This is a genomic window from Streptomyces sp. NPDC053427 (assembly GCF_044544985.1).
GTDB lineage: Bacteria > Actinomycetota > Actinomycetes > Streptomycetales > Streptomycetaceae > Streptomyces.
Genome location: NZ_JBITYA010000017.1, coordinates 23,209 through 45,894, shown reverse-complemented (window position 1 = coordinate 45,894; position 22,686 = coordinate 23,209). Strand labels below are relative to the sequence as shown.

Annotated in this window: 17 protein-coding genes and 1 pseudogene; 6 read left to right on the top strand and 12 right to left on the bottom strand. The window is 71.4% G+C overall.

From position 1 onward, the window contains the following. Positions 1–7 precede the first annotated feature (7 nt). Positions 8–667, bottom strand: coding sequence for a histidine phosphatase family protein (locus ACIGWZ_RS36400; protein WP_400071801.1), 660 nt, complete (start codon positions 665–667; stop codon positions 8–10). A 29-nt stretch (positions 668–696) separates the two neighbouring features. Here ACIGWZ_RS36400 and ACIGWZ_RS36395 point away from each other — a divergent pair, with 29 nt between their 5' ends. Continuing rightward, positions 697–1,686 (top strand): DUF1152 domain-containing protein, encoded by a 990-nt coding sequence (locus ACIGWZ_RS36395; RefSeq protein WP_400071799.1) that lies wholly within the window; start codon positions 697–699, stop codon positions 1,684–1,686. A 38-nt stretch (positions 1,687–1,724) separates the two neighbouring features. On the opposite strand, the pseudogene ACIGWZ_RS36390 reads toward ACIGWZ_RS36395, so the two are convergent. Continuing rightward, a pseudogene (locus ACIGWZ_RS36390) lies at positions 1,725–1,832 on the bottom strand (ATP-binding cassette domain-containing protein); the annotation flags it as partial. 106 nt (positions 1,833–1,938) lie between these two features. On the opposite strand from ACIGWZ_RS36390, the gene ACIGWZ_RS36385 reads away from it, so the two are divergent. Further along, positions 1,939–2,655 (top strand): TetR/AcrR family transcriptional regulator C-terminal ligand-binding domain-containing protein, encoded by a 717-nt coding sequence (locus tag ACIGWZ_RS36385; RefSeq protein ID WP_400071797.1) that lies wholly within the window; start codon positions 1,939–1,941, stop codon positions 2,653–2,655. A 7-nt stretch (positions 2,656–2,662) separates the two neighbouring features. Here the strand turns inward: ACIGWZ_RS36385 and ACIGWZ_RS36380 are convergent, their stop codons facing one another. Both ACIGWZ_RS36380 and ACIGWZ_RS36375 read right to left on the bottom strand, forming a co-directional pair. Next, entirely contained in the window at positions 2,663–3,268 is a 606-nt protein-coding gene (locus tag ACIGWZ_RS36380; protein WP_400071796.1) for a YdbC family protein, read from the bottom strand. Positions 3,269–3,337: 69 nt separating this feature from the next. Beyond that, on the bottom strand, positions 3,338–4,750 hold the full coding sequence (locus tag ACIGWZ_RS36375; protein ID WP_400071794.1) for an amidase: 1,413 nt from the start codon (positions 4,748–4,750) through the stop codon (positions 3,338–3,340). A 123-nt stretch (positions 4,751–4,873) separates the two neighbouring features. Here ACIGWZ_RS36375 and ACIGWZ_RS36370 point away from each other — a divergent pair, with 123 nt between their 5' ends. Together ACIGWZ_RS36370 and ACIGWZ_RS36365 are read left to right on the top strand one after the other, a co-directional pair. Then, positions 4,874–5,461: a TetR/AcrR family transcriptional regulator gene (locus ACIGWZ_RS36370; protein WP_400071792.1), complete on the top strand. Its 588-nt coding sequence runs from the start codon at positions 4,874–4,876 to the stop codon at positions 5,459–5,461. A gap of 183 nt (positions 5,462–5,644) precedes the next feature. Next, positions 5,645–6,166: a TerD family protein gene (locus tag ACIGWZ_RS36365; protein ID WP_400071790.1), complete on the top strand. Its 522-nt coding sequence runs from the start codon at positions 5,645–5,647 to the stop codon at positions 6,164–6,166. Positions 6,167–6,334: 168 nt separating this feature from the next. Here the strand turns inward: ACIGWZ_RS36365 and ACIGWZ_RS36360 are convergent, their stop codons facing one another. Together ACIGWZ_RS36360 and nrdR are read right to left on the bottom strand one after the other, a co-directional pair. Continuing rightward, positions 6,335–9,208, bottom strand: a complete 2,874-nt coding sequence (locus ACIGWZ_RS36360) for a vitamin B12-dependent ribonucleotide reductase (protein ID WP_400071788.1) — start codon at positions 9,206–9,208, stop codon at positions 6,335–6,337. A 121-nt stretch (positions 9,209–9,329) separates the two neighbouring features. Beyond that, positions 9,330–9,869 (bottom strand): transcriptional regulator NrdR, encoded by a 540-nt coding sequence (gene nrdR / locus ACIGWZ_RS36355; RefSeq protein ID WP_400071786.1) that lies wholly within the window; start codon positions 9,867–9,869, stop codon positions 9,330–9,332. Between the two features lie 507 nt (positions 9,870–10,376). On the opposite strand from nrdR, the gene lexA reads away from it, so the two are divergent. After that, entirely contained in the window at positions 10,377–11,177 is an 801-nt protein-coding gene (gene lexA / locus ACIGWZ_RS36350) for a transcriptional repressor LexA (RefSeq protein ID WP_400071784.1), read from the top strand. Positions 11,178–11,270: 93 nt separating this feature from the next. On the opposite strand, the gene ACIGWZ_RS36345 is transcribed toward lexA, so the two are convergent. The 5 genes from ACIGWZ_RS36345 to ACIGWZ_RS36325 all read right to left on the bottom strand — a co-directional run bounded on the left by ACIGWZ_RS36345 (position 11,271) and on the right by ACIGWZ_RS36325 (position 19,454). Beyond that, positions 11,271–13,241, bottom strand: coding sequence for an ATP-dependent DNA helicase (locus tag ACIGWZ_RS36345; RefSeq protein WP_400071783.1), 1,971 nt, complete (start codon positions 13,239–13,241; stop codon positions 11,271–11,273). Between the two features lie 61 nt (positions 13,242–13,302). After that, a complete protein-coding gene (locus ACIGWZ_RS36340) occupies positions 13,303–15,069 on the bottom strand; it encodes an IucA/IucC family protein (protein ID WP_400071781.1) in 1,767 nt (588 codons plus the stop codon). Positions 15,070–15,210: 141 nt separating this feature from the next. Continuing rightward, positions 15,211–15,912, bottom strand: coding sequence for a GNAT family N-acetyltransferase (locus tag ACIGWZ_RS36335; RefSeq protein ID WP_400071780.1), 702 nt, complete (start codon positions 15,910–15,912; stop codon positions 15,211–15,213). A gap of 87 nt (positions 15,913–15,999) precedes the next feature. Continuing rightward, a complete protein-coding gene (locus ACIGWZ_RS36330; RefSeq protein WP_400071778.1) occupies positions 16,000–18,063 on the bottom strand; it encodes an IucA/IucC family protein in 2,064 nt (687 codons plus the stop codon). Beyond that, a complete protein-coding gene (locus tag ACIGWZ_RS36325) occupies positions 18,060–19,454 on the bottom strand; it encodes a diaminobutyrate--2-oxoglutarate transaminase family protein (RefSeq protein WP_400071777.1) in 1,395 nt (464 codons plus the stop codon). Before ACIGWZ_RS36325 ends, ACIGWZ_RS36330 begins: the two co-directional genes overlap by 4 nt. Positions 19,455–19,747: 293 nt before the next feature. On the opposite strand from ACIGWZ_RS36325, the gene ACIGWZ_RS36320 reads away from it, so the two are divergent. Further along, a complete protein-coding gene (locus ACIGWZ_RS36320) occupies positions 19,748–20,923 on the top strand; it encodes a trypsin-like serine peptidase (RefSeq protein WP_400071774.1) in 1,176 nt (391 codons plus the stop codon). A gap of 126 nt (positions 20,924–21,049) precedes the next feature. On the opposite strand, the gene hflX is transcribed toward ACIGWZ_RS36320, so the two are convergent. Then, positions 21,050–22,537, bottom strand: coding sequence for a GTPase HflX (gene hflX / locus ACIGWZ_RS36315; protein ID WP_400071772.1), 1,488 nt, complete (start codon positions 22,535–22,537; stop codon positions 21,050–21,052). Positions 22,538–22,686: the final 149 nt, after the last annotated feature.

Sequence of the window (22,686 nt, the reverse complement as noted above, 5' to 3'; positions counted from 1 at the left end):
GTGCACTCTAACCGGTGGCGCCATAAGGCTCGGGTTTGCACCAGCGCTCAAACGGCCGATCGAGCGAGTAGCGTCCGTCCGGGCCGAGGAGCAGGGCGCGCCACTCCGCGTTGCCCGGATTGGACAGCGACTCGAAGTCCGCCACCGTCCAGTGGAACCAGCGCATGCAGAACAGCCGCATCGTGAGGCCGTGCGTGACGATCAGGACGTTCGGCGGGTGGTGGGGATCCTCGAAGCTGCGCCACAGGCTCTCCAGGAACGCCCCGACCCGGTCGTAGACGTCCGCGCCGGACTCGCCCTGGGCGAAGCGGTAGAAGAAGTGTCCGTAGGCGTCGCGGTAGGCCTTCTGGCGGCGTACGTCGTCCCGGTCCTGCCAGTTGCCCCAGTCCTGTTCGCGCAGCCGCGGCTCCTCCCGGACCCGGACCTTGGCCGGATCCAGGCCCAGCTCCTGGAAGGTCTGATGGGTGCGGCGGTAGGGCGAGACATACGCGGAGATCCGTTCGCCGCCGAACATCTCGCGCAGCGGGCCGCCCGCCTCCTCGGCCTGCCGCCGGCCCGCCTTGGTGAGGTGCAGCGCGTGGTCGGGCTCCCGCTCGTACACGGTGTCGTCGACGTTCCCCTCCGACTCTCCGTGGCGGATGAGGACGATGCGTCGGGGCCGGGCCATGCGGCCAGCCTAAAACGCCTGCCCTGTACATGTCGCACGCTGCTACGGTCGCGGCCGTGCCTGCACTCCATGTCCCTCCTTTCTTCGCACGTCTGCAGCCTGCCCGGCGGGTGCTCATCGCCGGGGCGGGCGGCGGCTTCGACATCTACGCCGGGCTGCCGCTCGCGCTGTCCCTGTGGGAGCAGGGCAAGGACGTCCATCTCGCGAATCTCTCCTTCAGCCATCTCCATGGGGTGGATCTGGATGCCTGGGTGGACATGGACGTCGCCGCGATCACGCCCGGGACCGTCGTACGCGATCCCTACGCTCCGGAGCTCGCCCTGGCCCGCTGGCTGGACGGGCAGGGGCTGCCCTCGACGGTGTATGCCTTCCCGCCGACCGGGGTGCAGCCGCTGCGGGCGGCCTACCGGGCGCTGATCGCGCACCTCGGCGGGGTGGACGCCGTGGTGCTGGTGGACGGGGGGACGGACATCCTGCTGCGCGGCGACGAGTCGGGGCTGGGCACGCCGGAGGAGGACATGGCCTCTCTGGCCGCGGTGTCCGGTCTCGACGTGGCCATCCGGCTCGTCGCGTCGATCGGCTTCGGGGTGGACGCCCACCACGGCGTACGGCATGCACACGTCCTGGAGAACATGGCCGCGCTGGAGGCGGACGGCGCCGCCCTCGGCTGCTTCTCCGTCCCGCGCACCAGCCGGGAGGGTGAGCTCTTCCTGGATGCCGTGGCGCACGCCCAGGCGGCGACGCCGATGCGGCCCAGCATCGTCAACGGCTCCATCGCCGCCGCCGTACGCGGGGAATTCGGCGATGTCCACTTCACGGAGCGGACCCACGGCAGCGAACTGTTCATCAACCCCCTGATGTCGGTGTACTTCACGTTCGAGCTGGCGGGGCTGGTGCGCCGCTCGCTCTATCTGGACCGGATCGAGGACACCCATCTGATGCGGCAGATCGCCGGCCGGATCGAGGACTTCCGCGAGCGGCTTCCGCGGCAGCGCCCGCCTCGCTCGATCCCGCACTGAGGGGAGGCGGGCCGGGCGGTCAGCAGGCGGCGAGGACCGACGATGCGGAGCAGGGTCGACTTTCCGGCGCCGTTCTCCCCCACGATCCCGATGCGTTCACCGGGCCGTATCGACAGGGAGACCGCGTCGAGCAGCAGTCGGTCGGCGTAGGTCTTGGTGACATCGCGTAACGAGAGCTGGGTGGGCACACCGACCTCCGAATCAAACGCAACTATCGTTGCATTACGATGATGATGGCACGCGACCGCACTAATGCAACTGGAGTTGCAGTTGGCTGACGAGAGCGACGACGAGACGAAGGGCGCCCGCCGCCCCGGTACCCAGCGCCCCGGCGGCCGCACCGCCCGCACCCGGGCCGCCGTCCGCGACGCCGTACTGGCCGGGCTGACCGAGCACGGCTACCCCGGCCTGACCGTCGAATACGTCGCCGAGCACTCCGGGGTGCACAAGACGACGCTCTACCGCCGCTGGGGAGACGTCGAGGGGCTGGTGGCGGACGCCCTGGATCTGGCCGGCGAGGACAGCTGGGCGCCGCCGGACACCGGTTCGCTGGAGGGCGATCTGCGCGCCCTCGCCCGTGAGGTCGTCGAGTCCTTCACCGACCCGGCGGTGGCCGCCTCCGGCTCCGCGTTGATCGCGGCCGGATTCCAGTCGCAACGGGCCGCGGAAGCCCTGCGCGCCTACTACACCGAGCGGTTCCGGCGCTGCGGAACGGTGGTCGAACGCGCCATCGCGCGCGGGGAGTTGCCGCCCCCGGCGGACACCGGATCACAAGCGGCCGCCCCGGCGGCCACGATGGACTCCGGGGCGCTGGTCCGGGCCGTCACCGCGCCGCTCTTCCTCCGGCTGTTCATCACCCGCGAGCCGGTCGACGAGGCGCTCGCCGACCAGTCGGCCGCGGCAGCACTGGCGGCGGCCCGAGCCGGGGTCTTCTCCACGGGAGGCACCGCCCCCGGCGGCCCGTCGTGACCGCGCCTCACACCGTCCACGACGGCTCGAGCTGCACCACATCACCGGCGATCGCCTGGACATCGGCGGCTATCTGGGCCCGCAGCGCCAGTCGCTCGACCCGTTCCGGCCGGTACTTCCCCCGCTCGGCCGCCGACTGCCACAGCGACACCACCAAGAACTCCTCCCCCGGAGCCCTCCCCAACATCCCCCTGAGCATGCCCGGCGAGCCGGCCATCGCCGGGTTCCAGACCTTCTCCTGCATCAGCATGAAGTGATCGACCCGGTCCTGGCGCACCTGACAGTGCGCCAGCCGGAGCACATCCGCGTCGCCGAACGCCGGCCGGAAGCCCACCTTCACATCGAATTCGTGCTCGAAAAGCCGCGCTTGCCGATCCTTGAAGGTGCCCACCTGGGCGGCCGCCAGCCGGTCGTGCGAGCGGGCCATGAAGGAGTCGTAGAACGCCCGGCTCTCCCAGAAGGCCACCAGATGCGCGACCCCCGGCCGACTGCGGCTCCACCCCCCGCCCTGCCCTCGGAACCCCGGCTCACCCAGCAGCCCCGCCCATTTCCGCTGCCCCCGCTCGAACCCTCGACGGTCCACGACGGTGAGGCGAATCCACTTGACCAGCACCGCGCCATCGTACGGCCCGCGGCGCCCACAGCATCGCTTCGCGTCACCCGGCGACCACCACGAACTCCCTTACGGGCGGGGGTCGATGGGCGTCAGCGTTCCCAGGCGCCGTTCCACCGCCGCGGCCGCCTCCAGACACAGGTCCTCCCGGTAGGAGCGCCCGATCAGCTGCACGCCGTACGGAAGGCCGTCCACCACCCCGGTGGGCACCGCCACCGCGGGCACGCCGACGAAACTGGTCGCGGTGCACAGCCGCATCGCCGTCTGCACCCGCTCATGGGCCGCCGCGTCGCGCACCTCCTCCCCCGGGGCGATCGGCGGCTCGGTGAACACCGGCCCCAGGACCAGCGGAAAGGCCTCCAAGAAGGCCGCCCAGTCGCGGCGGATGCCCAGCCGTACGCCGATCAGCCGCAGGTACTCCGTCAGCTCCACCGGCGCGCGCTTGGCCATCGCCATCTCGATATAGCGATGACCGCGCTCCCCCAGGAAGGTCTTCACCACCGGCCAGGCCGGGGCGAATTCCGTGAGCGTCATCCGGCCGTAGACCTCCAGGGCGTCGTCCAGCCGCGGCACGTCGGCCACTTCGCGCACCTCGTACCCGGCGTCCCGCAGCGCCTCCGCGGCGCGCTCCACGGCCTTGCGCACCGTGGGATGCACGCCGTGCCCGCCGGGATCGGCGACCATCGCCACCTGGAGGGGGCGCGGTATCGCCGCGCCGTACAGGGGCACCGGCACGGCCCTCGGGTCACGCGGATCGGCCCCGGCCAGCGCCTCGTAGGCGATCCGCAGATCATCGACCGTACGCGCCAACGGCCCGTCGACGACCAGCACCTGGCCGGCGAGGGCCGGGTCGTCCGGCCCGATGCGGTGATCCGCGGCGAACCGCCCGTAGGTCGGCTTCAGTCCGGCGACTCCGCAGAAGGACGCGGGAATGCGCACCGATCCCCCGGAGTCGTTGCCCAGCCCCAGCGGAGCCATCCCGCTGGCGACGGCCGCGCCGTCCCCGCCGCTGGAGCCGCCCGGCGTGACGGCGCGGGTCCAGGGGTTCGCCGTATCGCCGAACAGCTCGCTGCGGGTGTGCACACCGGCGAGGATCATGGTCGGCATATTGCTGTGCCCGATCGGGATGGCGCCGGCCGCCCGGAGCCGCGCCACCGGGGGCGCATCGGCGCGCGCCACGGAGTCCCGGAAGCGTTCCGCGCCGTATGTCGTCGGCACGCCCTCGATGGCGGTGGTCTCCTTGACGGTGAACGGCACCCCGGCCAGCGGCCCGAGGTCGGCGCCCGCGGCCCGTCGGCGGTCCGCCGTCGCCGCCTCGGAGCGCGCCTGCTCCGCGAGCAGTTGCGTCACGGCGTTGACGGCCGGATTCACCTCGGCGATCCGCTCCAGATGCGCGTCGACCAGCTCGACGGCCGTCACCTCACCGTCCCGTACGGCCGCGGCCTGGGCACCGGCCGCCATCTTCCACAACGGGTTCCGCATCGACTCACCTCTCGTGACACATGAGCGAACGGCACCACGATGCCGTTCCGATGCACTTGCATCGGAACGGCATCGTAACCTTGTCACCGATACGCACGCATCACATAAACCGGAGAGCGCGGCATGCCCAAGCAGGTGGACCACGAGAGCCGACGTCGCCGGATCGCCGATGCCGTCTGCCGGCTCGCCGACGAAAGCGGCCTGGAAGGCGTCACGCTCCGCGATGTGGCGGCCCGTGCGCAGGTGTCCATGGGGGCCGTGCAGCGGTGCTTCGGCGCCAAGGAGGAGATGCTGGTCTTCGCCCTCACGCACATCGGGGAGCGGGTCTCGGCGCGGGTGACGGCCCGCATCGTCGCCTCGCCGGCCCAGTCGGCCCGCACGGCCCTGGGGCACGCCGCGACCGAGGTCTCGCTGCTCCAGGAGGAGCATCGCGCCGAGGCCCGGGTCTGGCTGGCGTTCGTGGCCCAGGCCGCGGTCAGCCCGTCCCTGGCCGAAATCCTGCGCGCCAATTACGCGGGCCTGCAGACCCTCTTCGCCCGGCTCATCACCGAAGCCACCGAATCCGCCGACCCGGAGCGCGCGGCCCGCACCCTCCTCGCCCTGGCCGACGGGCTGACCACACATGTCCTGATCGGCCATCTCACCCCGGCCGCCGCGGAGGACGTCCTCGACGGCCACCTCCGCAACCTGGGGGCGCCGGCCGCAAGTTAACGGGCCGGACGGCGCAATCAAGCCATCGCCCGCCCCAACCCCAGCCTGTCCGGCCGCACTTCGGACCGGTCGAGGAAGGCCCGACGTGGCACGATGGTCGACCAAGGGGAAGTCTCGGGGAGTTGTCCGCACCATCACGTGGGCGAGCCACGGGCTCCAGGCATGCGAAGAAGGGGAAGCCCGGTGAGCAATCTCAACAAGGGGATAGAGAAGGTCGAGGTAACGCTCAAGTGGGACCCCAGCCCCCTCGGCACTCCGGACAACGACCTCGACATCATCGCGGCGACCTACACGGGGGACGCACCGCACGGCGAACCGGCCTATCTGGTGCACTTCGACAGCAGGTCGCCCGATGGCACCATCATCCTCAACCGGGACAGCCGGACCGGTAAGGGATTCGGCGCCGACGAGGTCATGACGCTGGAACTGAACCGGCTGTCCGAGACGTATACGCGCGTCGTCGTAGGGGTCGCCATCCAGCAGGGCGAGGGCCGGAAGGTGTTCGGCGATGTGGCGAACACCGAGGTACTGATCCGCGAGGGCCACACCGACCTGGCCGAGAACGACTTCGCCGACGTCGCGGAGGCCACCGCGGCCACCGTCGCCGAATTCGCCCGGGACGCGGCCGGCGAATGGCGGTTCCGCGCCGTACTGCGCGGATTCGATGCGGACCCCAACGCGTTCGCCCGGCTGATGGGCGCCTGACGGGCGCCACGGACGGCCGAGCACAAGGCGGCCGGGGACAACGGCGCGCACCACCGTGCGGCGGCTCCCGGCGCGGAAAAAGACTCAGGCGGTGGCCGGAAATTCTCCGGCCACCGCCTGGTCCGTTATTCCGTCAGCGCGAATTCATTTCTCGCGCCGTGCCCGGAATCAGCTGCAACCGCTCGTCGAGCCGCAGCCCTCGCACAGGTAGCAGCTGCCGGCCCGCTGCATCTTGGTCCCGCAGGAGAAGCAGAGCGGGGCGTCGGCGTTGATGCCCAGCTGCATTTCGACCAGTTCCGCGTTGGTGTGCGCCTGCTTCGGGGCCGGAGCCGCGGTCTCCTCGACGACCTTGGCCGCCGGGGTGGCCTTCGGGGCCTCGATCTGGAGCGGTGCGGACTGCGCCAGTCCCTCGACGTCCACCTCGTCGTCGGAGGGCTCGTACGAGCCGGTCTCCAGGTGGCGCGTGCGCTCCTCGACGGAGTGGATGCCGAGCGCCGAGCGGGTCTCGAAGGGCAGGAAGTCCAGCGCCAGGCGGCGGAAGATGTAGTCGACGATCGACTGCGCCATCCGCACGTCCGGGTCGTCCGTCATGCCGGCCGGCTCGAAGCGCATGTTGGTGAACTTCGAGACGTAGGTCTCCAGCGGCACGCCGTACTGGAGGCCGACCGAGACCGCGATGGAGAAGGCGTCCATCATGCCCGCGAGGGTCGAGCCCTGCTTGGACATCTTCAGGAAGACCTCACCGAGACCGTCGTCCGGGTAGGAGTTGGCGGTCATGTAGCCCTCGGCGCCGCCGACCGTGAAGGAGGTGGTGATGCCGGGACGACCCTTCGGGAGGCGCTTGCGGACCGGGCGGTACTCGACGACCTTCTTCTCGGCGACCGGCTCGGCCTTCTTCTCCTCCTCCTTCTTCTTGGCGGAGAGGGGCTGGCCGACCTTGCAGTTGTCGCGGTAGATCGCGAGCGCCTTCAGGCCGAGCTTCCAGCCCTCGAAGTAGACCTCCTCGATCTCCTCGACGGTGGCCGTCTCGGGGACGTTGACCGTCTTGGAGATCGCACCGGAGAGGAAGGGCTGCGCCGCGGCCATCATGCGGACGTGGCCCATGGCCGAGATCGACCGTACGCCCATGGCGCAGTCGAAGACCTCGTAGTGCTCGTGCTTGAGGGCGGGGGCGTCGACGACATTGCCGTGGTCGGCGATGTGGGCGACGATCGCCTCGACCTGCTCGGGCAGGTAGCCGAGCCGCTTGAGCGCCTTGGGGACCGTGTTGTTCACGATCTGCATGGAGCCGCCGCCGACCAGCTTCTTGAACTTGACCAGGGCCAGGTCGGGCTCGACGCCGGTGGTGTCGCAGTCCATCATCAGGCCGATGGTGCCGGTCGGCGCCAGCACGGAGGCCTGCGCGTTACGGAAACCGTTCTTCTCGCCGAGACGGAGAACGTCCTGCCACGCCTCGGTCGCCGCGGCCCACACCGGGGTGTCCAGGTCGTCCATGCGCACCGCGGTGCCGTTGGCGTCGGAGTGCTGCTTCATGACGCGCTTGTGGGCGTCGGCGTTACGGGCGTAGCCGTCGTACGGGCCGACGACCGCGGCCAGCTCGGCGGAGCGCTTGTAGGAGGTGCCGGTCATCAGGGAGGTGATGGCACCGGCCAGCGCGCGGCCGCCGTCGGAGTCGTAGGCGTGGCCGGTGGCCATCAGCAGGGCGCCGAGGTTGGCGTAGCCGATGCCCAGCTGGCGGAAGGCGCGGGTGGTCTCGCCGATCTTCTCGGTGGGGAAGTCGGCGAAGCAGATGGAGATGTCCATCGCGGTGATGACCAGCTCGACGACCTTGGCGAAGCGCTCGGCGTCGAAGGACTGGTTGCCCAGGTCGTCGTCGCGCAGGAACTTCAGGAGGTTGAGCGAGGCGAGGTTGCACGAGGAGTTGTCCAGGTGCATGTACTCGCTGCACGGGTTGGAGGCGGTGATCCGCCCCGACTCCGGCGAGGTGTGCCAGTGGTTGATCGTGTCGTCGTACTGGATGCCGGGGTCGGCGCACGCCCAGGCGGCCTCCGCCATCTTGCGGAACAGGCCCTTGGCGTCGACCTCCTCGATGACCTCGCCGTTCATCCGGCCGCGCAGGCCGAACTTCGAACCGGTCTCGACGGCCTTCATGAACTCGTCGTTCACGCGGACCGAGTTGTTGGCGTTCTGGTACTGGACGGACGTGATGTCGTCGCCGCCCAGGTCCATGTCGAAGCCCGCGTCGCGCAGCGCGCGGATCTTCTCCTCCTCCTTCACCTTGGTCTCGATGAAGGCCTCGACGTCCGGGTGGTCGACGTCCAGGACGACCATCTTGGCCGCGCGGCGGGTGGCGCCGCCCGACTTGATCGTTCCGGCGGACGCGTCGGCGCCGCGCATGAAGGAGACCGGGCCGGAGGCGTTGCCGCCGGAGGAGAGGAGCTCCTTGGAGGAGCGGATGCGGGAGAGGTTCAGGCCGGCGCCGGAGCCGCCCTTGAAGATCATCCCCTCTTCCTTGTACCAGTCCAGGATCGACTCCATGGAGTCGTCCACGGAGAGGATGAAGCAGGCGCTGACCTGCTGCGGCTGCGCGGTGCCGACGTTGAACCAGACCGGGGAGTTGAAGCTGAAGACCTGGTGGAGCAGGGCGTAGGCCAGCTCGTGCTCGAAGATCTCGGCGTCCGCCGGGGAGGCGAAGTAGGCGTGCTCCTCGCCGGCCTTGCGGTAGGTCTTGACCACGCGGTCGATGAGCTGCTTGAGGCTCGCCTCACGGGTCGGGGAGCCCACCGCGCCGCGGAAGTACTTGCTGGTGACGATGTTGACCGCGTTCACCGACCAGAAGTCGGGGAACTCCACGCCGCGCTGCTCGAAGTTGACCGAGCCGTCGCGCCAGTTGGTCATGACGACGTCACGGCGCGCCCACTCCACCTCGTCGTACGGATGCACGCCGGGGGTGGTGTGGATGCGCTCGATGCGCAGCCCCTTGCTCGCCTTGCTGCCCTTGGCGCGGGAGCCTCGTGCCGGGCCGCTCGTCGTCTCTGTCATTCCGCCTCCCTATACGGGCAAACGCCCATATGTGCACACTCATTCCGTGGCACGGTGTATGTCTTTCCGATACCGGGGCCGCCTGCTCTGGCCCCGGCCAGGTCCTGGATGTGCGCCGAGCTCAGTCGGCGGTGGGCGCAGGCCCCACGGGGACGGCGAGGGCCGGACCGCCGGCCTCCCCGTCGGCTCCGCAGTCCTGCACGGGCGGGCTCTGCTCGCGCTGCTCCCGCAGCTCGGCGATGGCCGCCTCGAAGTCGTCGAGCGAATCGAAGGCCCGGTAGACGGACGCGAAGCGCAGGTACGCGACGAGGTCGAGTTCCTGCAGCGGGCCCAGTATGGCGAGCCCGACGTCATGGGTGGACAGCTCGGCGCTGCCGGTGGCGCGCACCGCCTCCTCGACCCGCTGGCCGAGCTTGGCGAGGGCGTCCTCGGTGACCGGGCGGCCCTGGCACGCCTTGCGCACACCCGCGATGACCTTGTTGCGGCTGAAGGGCTCGGTGACCCCGCTCCGCTTGATCACCATCAGGGACGCGGTCTCGATGGTCGTGAAGCGGCGGGCGCAGTCGGGGCACTGACGGCGCCGGCGGATCGAAGTGCCGTCGTCCGTGGTGCGGCTGTCGACGACCCGGCTGTCGGGGTGCCTGCAGAAGGGGCAGTGCATGGCTCCACCCTCCTCACCCTCGTATGCGGGCGCACGCCTCTCGAGACCCGGCGTACGACTGAATGGCACCGACCGGTCCTCACGGGCCCTTCGGAGCAGCCACCAGCATAGGCGATCCCGGGGGCCACGAAGGACCAGGCACCACAACTTGTAGGCGGCGAACCGCATCTAAGCACTAGATGTGGTGTCGGGGCGCTTATAGCTGCCTACCGCGTGTCGCGGTGTCGGCGGGCCTGGGCGGTCGCTGACGAGCGTACGGGAAGCCACCCGGGCGACGCGGCGCAGGGGCGGCAATGACACAATCGGCCACGGCGCGGACCGGGAGGCCCGGCGGAAGTCGCACGCGAATGCCTGCACCGAACGCCCGAATTGCCTTTTCGCCATACACCTGGCTACTTGATCGGGTCAGCCAATCAGCGAATTTTTCACTCGAACGTGTGTTTGGCGCAACCTTTCGAAAGCAACTACCGTTGGCTAACTAGGGAGAACATTTCGAGAGGGGCCGACGTGACCACCACCGCAGACAGCGCGACCATCACCGCACAAAGCCACTCCCAGAGCCGGTTCGAGCATCCGCAATCGGCACGCAACGCGCCGATGGACGACGCCACGTTGGACTCCGAAGAGCCGAAGCCCACCCGCTCGCTGCCGGGCCGGCCACCAGGGATCCGGGCCGACAGTTCGGGGCTCACCGACCGCCAGCGCAGGGTGATCGAGGTGATCCGGGATTCGGTGCAGCGGCGTGGCTATCCACCGTCGATGCGGGAGATCGGCCAGGCGGTCGGGCTGTCCAGCACCTCGTCCGTCGCCCACCAGCTGATGGCCTTGGAGCGCAAGGGCTTCCTGCGGCGCGATCCGCACCGCCCGCGGGCGTACGAGGTCCGCGGCTCGGACCAGACCACCAGCGCGACGACCGAGACGGCCGGCAAGCCCGCGGCATCGTATGTGCCGCTGGTCGGCCGGATCGCCGCCGGCGGTCCGATCCTCGCCGAGGAGTCGGTCGAGGATGTCTTCCCCCTCCCCCGCCAGCTGGTCGGCGACGGCGAGCTGTTCGTGCTGAAGGTCGTCGGCGACTCCATGATCGAGGCCGCGATCTGCGACGGCGACTGGGTCACCGTCCGCCGTCAGCCGGTCGCCGAGAACGGCGACATCGTGGCCGCGATGCTGGACGGCGAGGCCACCGTCAAGCGCTTCAAGCGCGAGGACGGCCATGTGTGGCTGCTGCCGCACAACGCCGCCTACCAGCCCATCCCCGGTGACGAGGCAACCATCCTCGGCAAGGTCGTGGCGGTACTGCGCCGCATCTGACCGCCGCCCACAGGACAGCCCCGGAACCACTGCGCCGGTTCCGGGGCTCTGCCGTGCCGCTGAGCCGGTGCCGCTCCCGGGCCCGCCGAGCGGCTACGCGTCCGCCTGCTTGGCCGCGGCATCGATGGCCGCCAGCGAGCGCCGTACCTGGTTACGGTCCGTGGTGTACCAGAACTCCGGCATCGACTTGCGGAGGAAGGAGCCGTAGCGGGCGCGCTCGACCCTGGGGTCCAGGACCGCGACCACACCGCGGTCCCCGGTGGCGCGGACCAGCCGGCCCGCTCCCTGGGCCATCAGCAGGGCCGCATGGGTCGCGGCGACCGCCATGAAGCCATTGCCGCCGGCCTCCTCGACGGCCTTCTGCCGGGCGCTCATCAGCGGGTCGTCCGGGCGCGGGAACGGCACCCGGTCCATCACCACCAGCTGACAGCTCGGCCCCGGCACGTCGACGCCCTGCCACAGGGACAGCGTGCCGAACAGACACGTACGGGGGTCCTCGGAGAACGCCCGGATCAGCTCGCCGAGCGTGTCCTCGCCCTGGAGGAGGACCGGCACATCGAGGCGGCCCCGCAGCTCCTGGGCAGCGGCCTGGGCGCCGCGCATCGACGAGAAGAGCCCGAGCGTCCGCCCGCCCGCGGCCTCGACCAGCTCGGCGAGCTCGTCGAGCATGTCCTGGCGGTTGCCCTCGCGGCCGGGCTGGGCGAGGTGTTTGGCGACGTAGAGGATCCCCTGCTTCCCGTAGTCGAAGGGCGAGCCCACGTCCAGGCCCTTCCAGGAGGGGACGTCCTCGCCCTCCGTGCCCTCGGGGGCGAGGCCCAGCGAGGCGCCGACGCCGTTGAAGTCGCCACCCAGCTTGAGCGTGGCGGAGGTGAGCACCACGGAGCGGTCGGCGAAGAGCTTCTCGCGCAGCAGCCCGGAGACCGAGAGCGGCGCCACCCGCAGGGACGCGCCGAAGCGGTCATGGCGCTCGCACCAGACCACGTCGTATTCGGATCCGTTCGCGATGCGCTCGGCGACGGCGTGGACGTTCTCCACCGCTGCCAGGGCCTGCTTGCGGACGGCGTCCTCGTCCTGGACGGATTTGTCGCGGGTCGAACCGAGCGCGGCGACGACCGTACGGGCCGCATCGCGCAGCGCCATCAGGCAGTAGCCGAGCTCCTCGGGGATCTCCTCCAACCGGCCCGGCAGCGCCAGCTCCATCAGGCGCTCAAAGGTCTCCGAGGCGGTCTGGAGCTGGTCGGCGGCCTTTTCGTTGACGAGCTTGGCGGACCGGCGCACGGCGCGGTTGACCTGGCCGGGGGAGAGCTCGCCGGTGGCGACGCCGGTGACCCGGGAGACCAGCTCATGGGCCTCGTCGATGATCAGGACCTCGTGCTGCGGAAGGATCGGCGCGCCCTCGATGGCGTCGATGGCGAGCAGCGCGTGGTTGGTGACCACCACGTCGGCGAGCTTGGCGCGCTCGCGGGCGGCCTCGGCGAAGCACTCCGCGCCATAGGCGCATTTCGAGGCGCCCAGGCACTCCCGGGAGGAGACGGAGACCTGGCCCCAGGCGCGGTCGGAGACACCCGGGGTCAGGGCGTCGCGGTCGCCGGTCTCGGTCTCGTCCGCCCAGTCGCGCAGCCGCAGCAGGTCCTTGCCGAGCTTGCTGGTGGGCGTCGCCGCCTCGAAGGGGTCGAAGAGGCCCTCCTCCTCTTCCTGCGGGACGCCTTCGTGCAGGCGGTGCAGGCAGAGGTAATTGGAGCGGCCCTTGAGCATGGCGAAGTCGGGGCGGCGGCGCAGCTGCGGATGGAGCGCCTCGACCGTACGCGGCAGATCGCGCTCGACCAGCTGGCGCTGGAGGGCGAGCGTGGCCGTGGCGACGACCACTCTCTCGCCGTGCGCGAGGGCCGGCACCAGATATCCGAGGGACTTTCCGGTGCCGGTGCCGGCCTGCACCAGCAGATGGGACTGGTCGTCGACGGCCTCGGCGACGGCCTCGGCCATCGCCACCTGGCCGGGGCGCTCGGTGCCGCCTACGGCGGTGACGGCGGCATGGAGCAGATCGGGGAGAGAGGGCTTCGTCATAGCGCTTGCAAGCCTACGCGGGACCACTGACAGCCGGACCGGTCACGGACTGCCGGACCGGTCACAGGGCGTGCAGGGGGTTGGGGACGGTGCCGTGCACCGCGGCGTGCGGGCGCTCGCGGCGGTCGCGGTAGCCGTCGACGTGCAGCCGGTTGCGGTTCAGACAGAGCCGCGCGATGCGCGGGGTGAGCAGGTCGAACGTCTCGTGCCGCTCCTTCAGGCGCGGGAAGCGTTCGTGGTGGCGCAGGATCTCCGCCCGTACGAGCGACCAGAACTCGGCCTCGGGAACGCCGAGTTGTTCCTCGCACAGCGGCGCCAGATAGCGGAAGACGCCGATGAACAGGCCGGAGTGGAGGAACTGGATGAGGAAGGACGGCGGTTCGGTCAGCAGCACCGCCCGGACGTCCTCCGACATGGAGTCGTGCTCGGGCAGCGGCAGGGAGCTGGTGTTGACGTCGTCGACGAAGTCCTTGACGGCGAGGCGGGTGGGGACGTCGTGCTCGTCGAAGACGACGATGGCGTTCTCGCCGTGCGGGGAGAAGACCGTGCCGTACCGGTAGAGGAAGTGCAGCAGGGGCGGCAGCAGCGCGGCGAAGAGCCGGCGCAGCCAGACGCGCGGCGGCAGGCCGGAGCGGTGCACCAGCTCCGCGGTCAGCGCCCGGCCGCACGGGTCGGTCCGGAGCAGGGAGGCCAGGGTGCGGGCGCGTTCGCCGGGGTCGAGGTAGGGGGTGACCGGCTCCCGCCAGATACAGCCGAGCAGCTCCTTGAACTGGTACGGGACGCCGGGCAGCCGGTCGTAGAGGGGGTGCTCGACGGTGACGGAGGCGACCTCGCCGAGCAGGATCACCCGGGTCTCGTCGCGCAGATAAGGGTCCTCGTCGCGCAGGCCGTGGACCCAGCGGGTGACGGCGGGGGCGGCGAGGGTGCGCTCGGTGGGCAGTCCGCGCCAGACGAGGGTGTTGAGGATGGACAGCGGCAGCTTGACGGTCCGGCCCTGGGGGCGGCTGATGTTGGTGAAGGTGCGGATCGACTGCTGCGGGAGCCTCAGGTCGTTGTCAGTGGGCAGCGCGATGATGGATCCGTCGGCGAGCTGCGGCGCGAAGAGCGGGGCGATGGTCTCGTCCCACTGCCAGGGGTGCACGGGGAGGTAGAGGTAGTCGGCCGGGTCGTGGCCCAGGGAGGCGACGGTGCGGGCGAAGGTGTCGCGGACGGCGGGGGTGAGTTCCTCGCGGTAGAGACGGTCGGGGGTGGCGAGGGTGGGAATACCGCGGTAGTGGGCCAGGCTGTGGTGCGCGGCCAGCCAGGGCAGCCGCTCGGGGGTACGGGCCTCCGGCGCCCAGTGCGCCGCGTCGGCGGCGGAGAAGCCGAGCCGGCCCTTGTTGGCGACGAGCCAGGGGTGGCCGGTCTGGTGGCCTTCGAGGGCGGCGTAGTCCAGGTCGGCGAGCTCGGCGGCGCTGACGGCGGTGGCGTCCAGGCGGGTGTCGGCGGCGAGGGTGGCTGTCAGCTCGCGGATGAGGTGGCCGGTGGTGTCGCCGGACAGGCCCAGCACGGTGTCGTGGGCGTGGGTGAGGAAGCGGAGGGGATCGGTGTCGGGGGTGAGGGAGTCGGGGTCGACCCGCCAGTGGCCGTAGGCGCCGCGGCGGGCGCGGAAGCGGTAGACCAGGTCGTCGGTGACCGGCAGGCGGTAGCGCGGGGTGCCGTCGGGGGCGGTGCCGTCGGGCTCGGGCGTGACGATTTCCTCGTACGCGAACTCCGCCAGCATCTTGGCGAACAGTCGGCGCGCGGCATGCTGCCAGGCGGTGTGCGGGGGCTGGGGCGCGGGAGACAAGGCGGGACTCCTCGATGCGGTACGGGCCCGGCACGTGCGGGGGACAACCGGGGCGGCGGTGGACGGGGATGTGGGATGCGGTGGGCTCCGCGACGGTGCGGCCGGGGCCGTCGAGGGACGGCGCCGGGGGCGGAGCGGGCGTCAGAGCACGTGGCGATGGGTGCGGTCGCGGATCATCAGCGCCGCGCGTTTGTCGGGCAGTTCGATCTCGTCGGTGTAGCGGAATCCCGCACTCAGGAACGCCGCCACGGAGGCGGTGTTGCGCAGGTCGGGCTCGGCGATGACGCGGTGGCAGAGGGGGCGGTGGTCCAGCACGAGATCGGCGGTGGCGCGCAGCAGGGTGCTCCCGAGGCCGCGGGCGCGGTCGCCGGAGCCGCCGATCAGGAGGTGCACGCCGGTGTCCTGGGGCCGGGCCGGGTAGTGGTGGGCGACGGGGTCCAGGTCGGCGCGGTAGATCTCCCAGTAGCTCATCGGGACGCCGGCCAGCACCCCGAGGCAGGGCATGCTGCGGCCGTCGCCGTCCAGCTGGGCGCGCAGATGGGCGGCGGTGATCTCCGGGGCGCCGGCCAGCTCCCAGAAGGCGGCGACGGCCGGGTCGTTCATCCAGCCGGCGATCCGGCCGAGATCGCGGTCCAGTCGGACGGGGACCAGCGCGAACGGCCCGGCGGGGGTGTCGGCCGTGGCCCCGTCGGCCAGGTTGGCGAGCGGGGCGCCGGCGGTCGGGGTGTCGACCGGTGCCGGCGTCCGCGGCTCCTCGGCGTACCACGCGCCCCATTGGGGCGGGAGGTGCAGCTCGAGGGTGTCTTCGGAGCCGGAGCTGAGGCCGGGGTCGGTGGATGGCACGGCGACGCTCTCCTCTCGTGGCCGTCCGCCGCGGGTCCTTGTGGGTCGCGGGCGGCGCCTGGGGCTGGTGGCGGTGGGTCGGCGGGGCTAGGTGGCGAGGGGGTTGGGCACGGTGACGTAGACGGACTGGGTGTCGACCGGGCCGACGAGCTCGTCCAGGCCGTGCAGCCGGGTGGCGAGATTGGCCTTGCAGCGCAGCGTGCGGGCGGTGAGGAGGTGCTCGGGCAGGGCCGAGCGGTGGGCGCGGGGGGCCGCGGCGGCGTCGGCGAGGAAGCGGCGGAAGGCGGCGAGCAGGATCTCCTCGCGGATCAGGCGCTGTGCGCCGAAGGCGCCGATGAGACCGAGGACGTTGTTGATGCCGAGGTAGTAGGCGAAGCGTTCGTCGGTGACGTCGTCGGTCACGAAGGTGTCGCTGGTCGCGCCGATGCCGGGCAGCCGCCGCTGGAGGTCGGCGCGCCGCGAGGTGCGGAAGTAGTAGCCCTGGTTGTCCCGGTAGCGGCCGCCGACCGGCCAGCCGTCGGGGTCGAGCAGTACGAGGGTGTTCTGCTGGTGGGCCTCCAGGGCGACGCCGGCGGTGCCGTCGAGCCACAGCACGGGCCGTACGACCGCCTCGAGATAGCGCAGGAACCATTCGGTGGCGACGGCGCCCCGGGGGCGGGCGGTGCGGGCGCTGAGGTTGCCGACGAGATCTTCGAGCCGGGAGCGTACGCCCGGGTGTCCGGGCCAGGGCCGGGGCGAGGTGAGTCCGGCGATGCAGACGGCATCGTCGGTGGTGGTGAAGGGGTTGTGGCGGATGACGACGTCCAGGCCCTGGACGGGGCGGCCGTCGAGGCCGTCGACGGCGACATAGGCCGGGTCGCGGATGATGTCGAAGCCCGGATGGACGGCCTGCCACTGCTCGGCGAGGCCGGTGCGCAGCAGCCGGTGGACCTCGACGCCGCGCTCGAGTTCCTTGCGGAGGTTCTCCCGGCGGGAGTTGGTGATGCGCAGGCCGAGGGAGAGCTTGAGCATGGCGTCCGCGTCGGGGCGGTAGACGGTGCGTACGGAGGAGGTGGGGTGCCAGAGGGAGCCGTGGGGGCCCAGGTCGTGCAGCAGGCCCGCGTCGCGGAGGGCGGCGATGTCGGGGCGGGCGGCGAGCTCGCGGGCCTGCCAGGGGTGCAGCGGCAACGGCACGGTGTCGTCGGGGAGGCGGAGGGTTCCGTCGGCGAGGCCGACGGTGAGCCGTTCGGCCGGGACGGTCTTGCCGCGTTCGGTCCAGGCGGAGTCGGTGGCCAGGACGGAGCGGTGGACGGCCATCCAGTGGAGCGTGAAGGCGCCGCGCAGTTCGGGCGAGTAGGCACGGGTCTCGGCTTCGGTGAGGCCCTCGCGGCTCTTGGGGGTGGGGTGCAGCGGATGGCCCAGGAGGAGGGACTGTTCGGCTTCGAGGAAGAGGGAGGCATGGGCGTCGGCCGGACGGGTGCGGCGGTCGGCGAGGAAGACGGCGGTGCTGCGGACGGAGGCCGCGACCCGGCCGACGAGTTCGGCGCCGTCGCCCTCGGGCGCCTGCGGCCGCTCGCCCTCGGGTGCGTGGTGGCGTTCGCCGGCCGCCTGCGGCGCCCCGCCGTCGGCCGTCCGCTCGTCGCCGTCCGGTGCCCGGCGCTCGCCGCCGTACGCGGCCTCGCGGCGCAGCAGGGCGGCGACGGTGACGGCGTCCAGGGGCTCGGCGGCGGCCGGGGCGCCTTCGAGGGACGGGGCGCCGAGGCGGTGCCAGCCGGTGGGCGACCAGTAGCGGACGGGGATGTGCAGGGCGGTGCCGCTGGCGTAGAGCGGGATGCGCAGCCGGCCGCCGGCGGGGCGGCGGGCGCCGCTCTCGCGGATCCAGCAGCGCAGCAGGCTCTCGATCCCGGCGGCATCGGCGGCGGCGGCCGGTTCCGGGTGGTCGAGGGGGTCGGCGGCGCGGGCATCGGCGTGGGCGGTGCCGCAGGGCCGCGGTGCGCCGTGGCCGACGGCCGGCGGCCGGGTCTGTACTTCCTTGAGCGGCTGGTGGCAGGCGTCGTCGTCCGCGGTGTGCCGCTGCTGGCGCGGCACGGTCGGCTCTGTGGTGGCGCCGCCGTGGGGGGCGGGGAGTCGCTCGGCGGCCGGGGTCCCGTCGGAACCGGGGCGTTCGTTCATGGGGATGTGCCTCGCATTGTCGTGGGGGACGAGCCCGTCGGCCCGGGGGTGGTGCGGACCGCCGCCGCGATGGCGTCGGCGAGGCGGTCGAGGATCGCGTCCGCCTGTTCGTCGGTGATGGTCAGGGGTGGCAGCAGACGGACGACGGCGGAGTGCCGGCCGCCCAGTTCGACGATCAGGCCGCGGTCCAGGCAGGCGCGTTGGACGGCGGCGGCGAGCGCGGGGTCGGCGGGGCGGGCGCCGCCGGCATCGGCGTCGGCGTCGCGGTCGACGAGTTCGACGCCGAGCATCAGGCCGCGGCCGCGGATGTCGCCGATGCAGTCGTGGTGGGCGGCGAGCGAGCCGAGCCGGGCGAGCATCCTGGCGCCCAGGTCGTGGGCGCGGCGGGCGAGCTGGTGCTCGCGTACGTAGGCGAGGGTGGCACGGCCCGCGGCCATGGCGAGCTGGTTGCCGCGGAAGGTGCCGGCGTGCGCGCCGGGCTGCCAGGCGTCGAGTTCGCCGCGGTAGACGATCACGGCGAGCGGCAGGCTGCCGCCGATCGCTTTGGACAGGACGAGGACGTCGGGCACGATCCCGCTGTGCTCGATGGCCCAGAAGGTGCCGGTGCGGCCGACGCCGGTCTGCACCTCGTCGACGATCAGGGGGATCCCCCGGTCGGCGGTGAGCTGCCGCATCCGCCGCAGCCAGGCGTCCGGTGCGGGGATCACTCCGCCCTCGCCCTGGACGGGTTCCACGATCATTCCGGCGGGCCGGGGCACCCCGCTCTTGTCGTCGTCGAGCAGGTTCTGGGCCCAGCGGGCGCCGAGTTCGGCGCCGCGTTCGCCACCGGTGCCGAAGGGGCAGCGGTAGTCGTAGGGGTAGGGCAGCCGGGTCACGGTGGTGTGCCGCGCTCCCCCGGAGGCCGCGAGCGCCTCGGCGGTCATGCCGTGGTAGGCGCCGGAGAAGGCCATCAGGCCGTCCCTGCCGGTCGCCGTGCGGACGAGTTTGAAGGCGGCCTCCACGGCGTCCGTGCCGGCCGGTCCGCAGAACTGGATCCGTGCGGTTTCGGCCAATTCCCGCGGCAGCGTGGCGAACAGTTCGGTGACGAAGGCGTCCTTGACCGGGGTCGCCAGGTCGAGGATGTGCAGCGGCGCACCGGAGTCGAGGACCGTGCGGATGGCTTCGAGCACCACGGGGTGGTTGTGCCCGAGCGCCAGGGTGCCGGCGCCGGAGAGGCAGTCGAGGTAGCGGCGGCCGTCGGCGCCCTCGATGGTCAGCCCGCGGGCGCGTACCGGGACGATGGGCAGGGAGCGCGCGTAGGTGCGGGCAGCGGATTCACGCAGGGACTGGCGGCGCAGGATCCCTTCGTGGGCCGACGGCACCGCCGTCGGCACGGTTTCGGTCAACGCCACGGCAGTTGTGTCCTCCTGCTGGTGTGCTGTTGGATGCCGCGCGGACCGTCTGGGCGGCCCGGCGGTCCCCCGTCCGTACCAACGACGGCACGGACGGCGGATCACGGCCACCGTCAAGATCCTTGCGGTGGCGGAACCGGGGACCCGATGGGAGCCGTCTTGGTCGGCACCGGCATAGTGGGAGGTCGCGCCGGGATCTTGTTCATGACAAGTTCATAACGGCGCGGCCGAGCACGGGCCGCAACGGCCGGTCCATTCCACTCATTCAGGATCCACTCAGGGGGAACTCACCCATGCGATCGATACGTCGGCCAGTCCTGGCCGCCGCCGCTCTCACCGCCGTGGTGGCGCTGACCGCGACGGGCTGCGGACCGTCGGACGAGCCCGCGAACGACAAGCCGAGCAACTCGGCCCAGGGCGGGGGTGACTTCAAGATCCCCAAGGACATCCAGGACAAGCTCAAGGAACACGGCATCGACCTGGACAAGTGGAAGAACGGCGAGTGGCGGAACTGGGACCAGGACAAGTGGCTCCGCGAGGCCGGGGAGTTCATCAACCCGATCATCAAGGACTTCTGGAACCCGGACAAGATCGGTAAGGCCAAGCCGCCGAAGGACGACACCAAGCCCGGTGACGTCACCGAGGACCAGGGCAAGACCGATCCCGAGCCCGCCGCCGTCCCGGCCAAGGCGGTCGCGACCCCGTACGACGAGACGGCGCCCGGCATCGGCCTGCTCGCGTTCAGCACGCCGGACGGCGACGCCCGCTGCTCCGCCACGGTCGTCAAGGACCCGGCGCACCCCGGCAAGTCCAACCTGGTGTGGACCGCGGCGCACTGTGTGCACGCCGGCAAGAGCGGCGGCTGGTACCGCAACCTGATCTTCGTGCCGAGCTTCAACAAGACGGGCGGCACCGCCGACCAGATCAAGGGCAAGCCCTTCGAGGAGCGCGTCCCCAAGGGCAAGTGGTGGGCCGACGACCTGGCCACCTCCAAGGAGTGGATCAAGGACGGCGGCGCCGTTCCGGGCGTGCCGATGGCGCCGTACGACTTCGCGCTGATGCACGTCAAGCCCGAGGAGAACACCGGCGGCAAGTCGCTGGAGGAGATCGCCGGCGGTGCGTACGAGGTCAACTTCAACGCTCCGGCGATCGGCAAGATCCCGAGCCTGACCGCGCAGGGCTACCCGGCAGAGGCGCCGTTCGACGGTGCGTCGCAGCAGCAGTGCACCGACAAGCCGACCCGCCTGTCGATGGACGCCCAGAAGCCGACCATGTACCGGATCGGCTGCACCATGACCGGTGGCTCCTCCGGTGGCCCCTGGTTCGCCAAGGGTCCCGACGGCAAGCCGCAGCTGATCTCCAACATGTCGATGGGTCCGCGCCCCGCCAAGTGGGCGGCCGGCCCCCACCTGGGCCCCGAGGCCAAGTCGATCTTCGACGCGATGAGCCGGAAGTGGGCCAACAAGTAGGAAGCGGATGAGGGGCCGGGTGCCCGCCGCGCTCCGGCGGGCACCCGGCCCGCACCGCCCACGGCATGACGAAGGCCCGCCCCGGGTTTCCCCGGGACGGGCCTTCTTCGGTATGCGGCCCGCGGGCTACGCGGCCGGTACGAACGGCTGGAACTCGGCGGCCAGCTCCTCGTGCACCCGCGCCTTGAGGACCGTGCCGTCCGCCGTGTGCTCCTCGGAGATGACCTCGCCCTCGGCGTGCGCCCGCGAGACCAGGGCGCCCTGGGTGTAGGGCACCAGCGCCTCGATCTCGACCTGCGGCCGGGGAAGTTCCTCGTCGAGCAGGGCCAGCAGCTCCGCCATGCCCTGGCCCGTACGGGCCGAGACCACGATGGCGTGCTTCTCCCTGCGCAGCAGGCGCTGCAGCACCAGCGGATCGGCGGTGTCCGCCTTGTTGATGACGACGATCTCGGGCACGTCCGTCGCGCCCACCTCGCGGATCACCTCGCGCACGGCCGCCAGCTGCTCCTCCGGCACCGGATGCGAGCCGTCGACCACATGCAGGATGAGATCGGAGTCGCCGACCTCCTCCATCGTGGAGCGGAACGCCTCGACGAGGTGGTGCGGCAGATGCCGGACGAAGCCGACGGTGTCGGCGAGGGTGTAGAGCCGCCCGCTGGGCGTCTCGGCCCGGCGGACGGTGGGGTCCAGGGTGGCGAACAGGGCGTTCTCCACCAGGACACCGGCGCCGGTGAGGCGGTTGAGCAGGGAGGACTTGCCGGCGTTGGTGTAGCCGGCGATGGCGACCGAGGGGACCTTGTTGCGTCGGCGTTCCTGACGCTTGAGGTCGCGGCTGGTCTTCATCTCCGCGATCTCCCGGCGCATCTTCGCCATCCGCTCGCGGATCCGCCGCCGGTCCGTCTCGATCTTGGTCTCACCGGGACCACGGGTGGCCATACCGCCGCCCGCCGAACCGGAGCCACCGCCACCCATCTGCCGGGACAGCGACTGGCCCCAGCCGCGGAGCCTGGGGAGCATGTACTGCATCTGCGCCAGCGAGACCTGCGCCTTGCCCTCCCGGGACTTGGCGTGCTGGGCGAAGATGTCGAGGATCAGGGCCGTCCGGTCGACCACCTTGACCTTGACGACATCCTCGAGGTGGATCAGCTGGCCCGGGGAGAGCTCACCGTCGCACACCACGGTGTCCGCCCCGGATTCGAGCACGATGTCGCGCAGCTCCAGCGCCTTGCCCGAGCCGATGTACGTGGCCGGGTCGGGCTTGTCGCGCCGCTGGATGACGCCGTCGAGCACGAGGGCACCGGCGGTCTCCGCCAGCGCGGCGAGCTCGGCGAGCGAATTCTCCGCGTCGCTCACCGTCCCCGTGGTCCATACGCCGACGAGCACCACCCGCTCCAGACGGAGCTGCCGGTACTCGACCTCGGTGATGTCCTCGAGCTCGGTGGACAGACCCGCCACGCGGCGCAGCGCCGCACGGGCCGAGCGGTCGTACTGGTCGCCGTCCCGCTCCCCGTCGATCTCGTGGCTCCAGGCGACGTCCTCTTCCATCAGGGCGTCGGCCCGAAGGCTCTCCGGGAGGCGCTGCCGGTCCTGCGGAAGGGAAGAAGAGGAGGTCATTTGATCCTTTGTGTCGTTGGGAAGTCCCCGTCGTCGGGGACCGGGCGGTCCCGCCGGGGGCTGTCGTCGCTGGTACTGCGGCTTTCGACAACCACAACGTCCCGGGCTCCCGGGAGATTCCCGGCGGGCCGTCGGCGTCGACCCGAAGA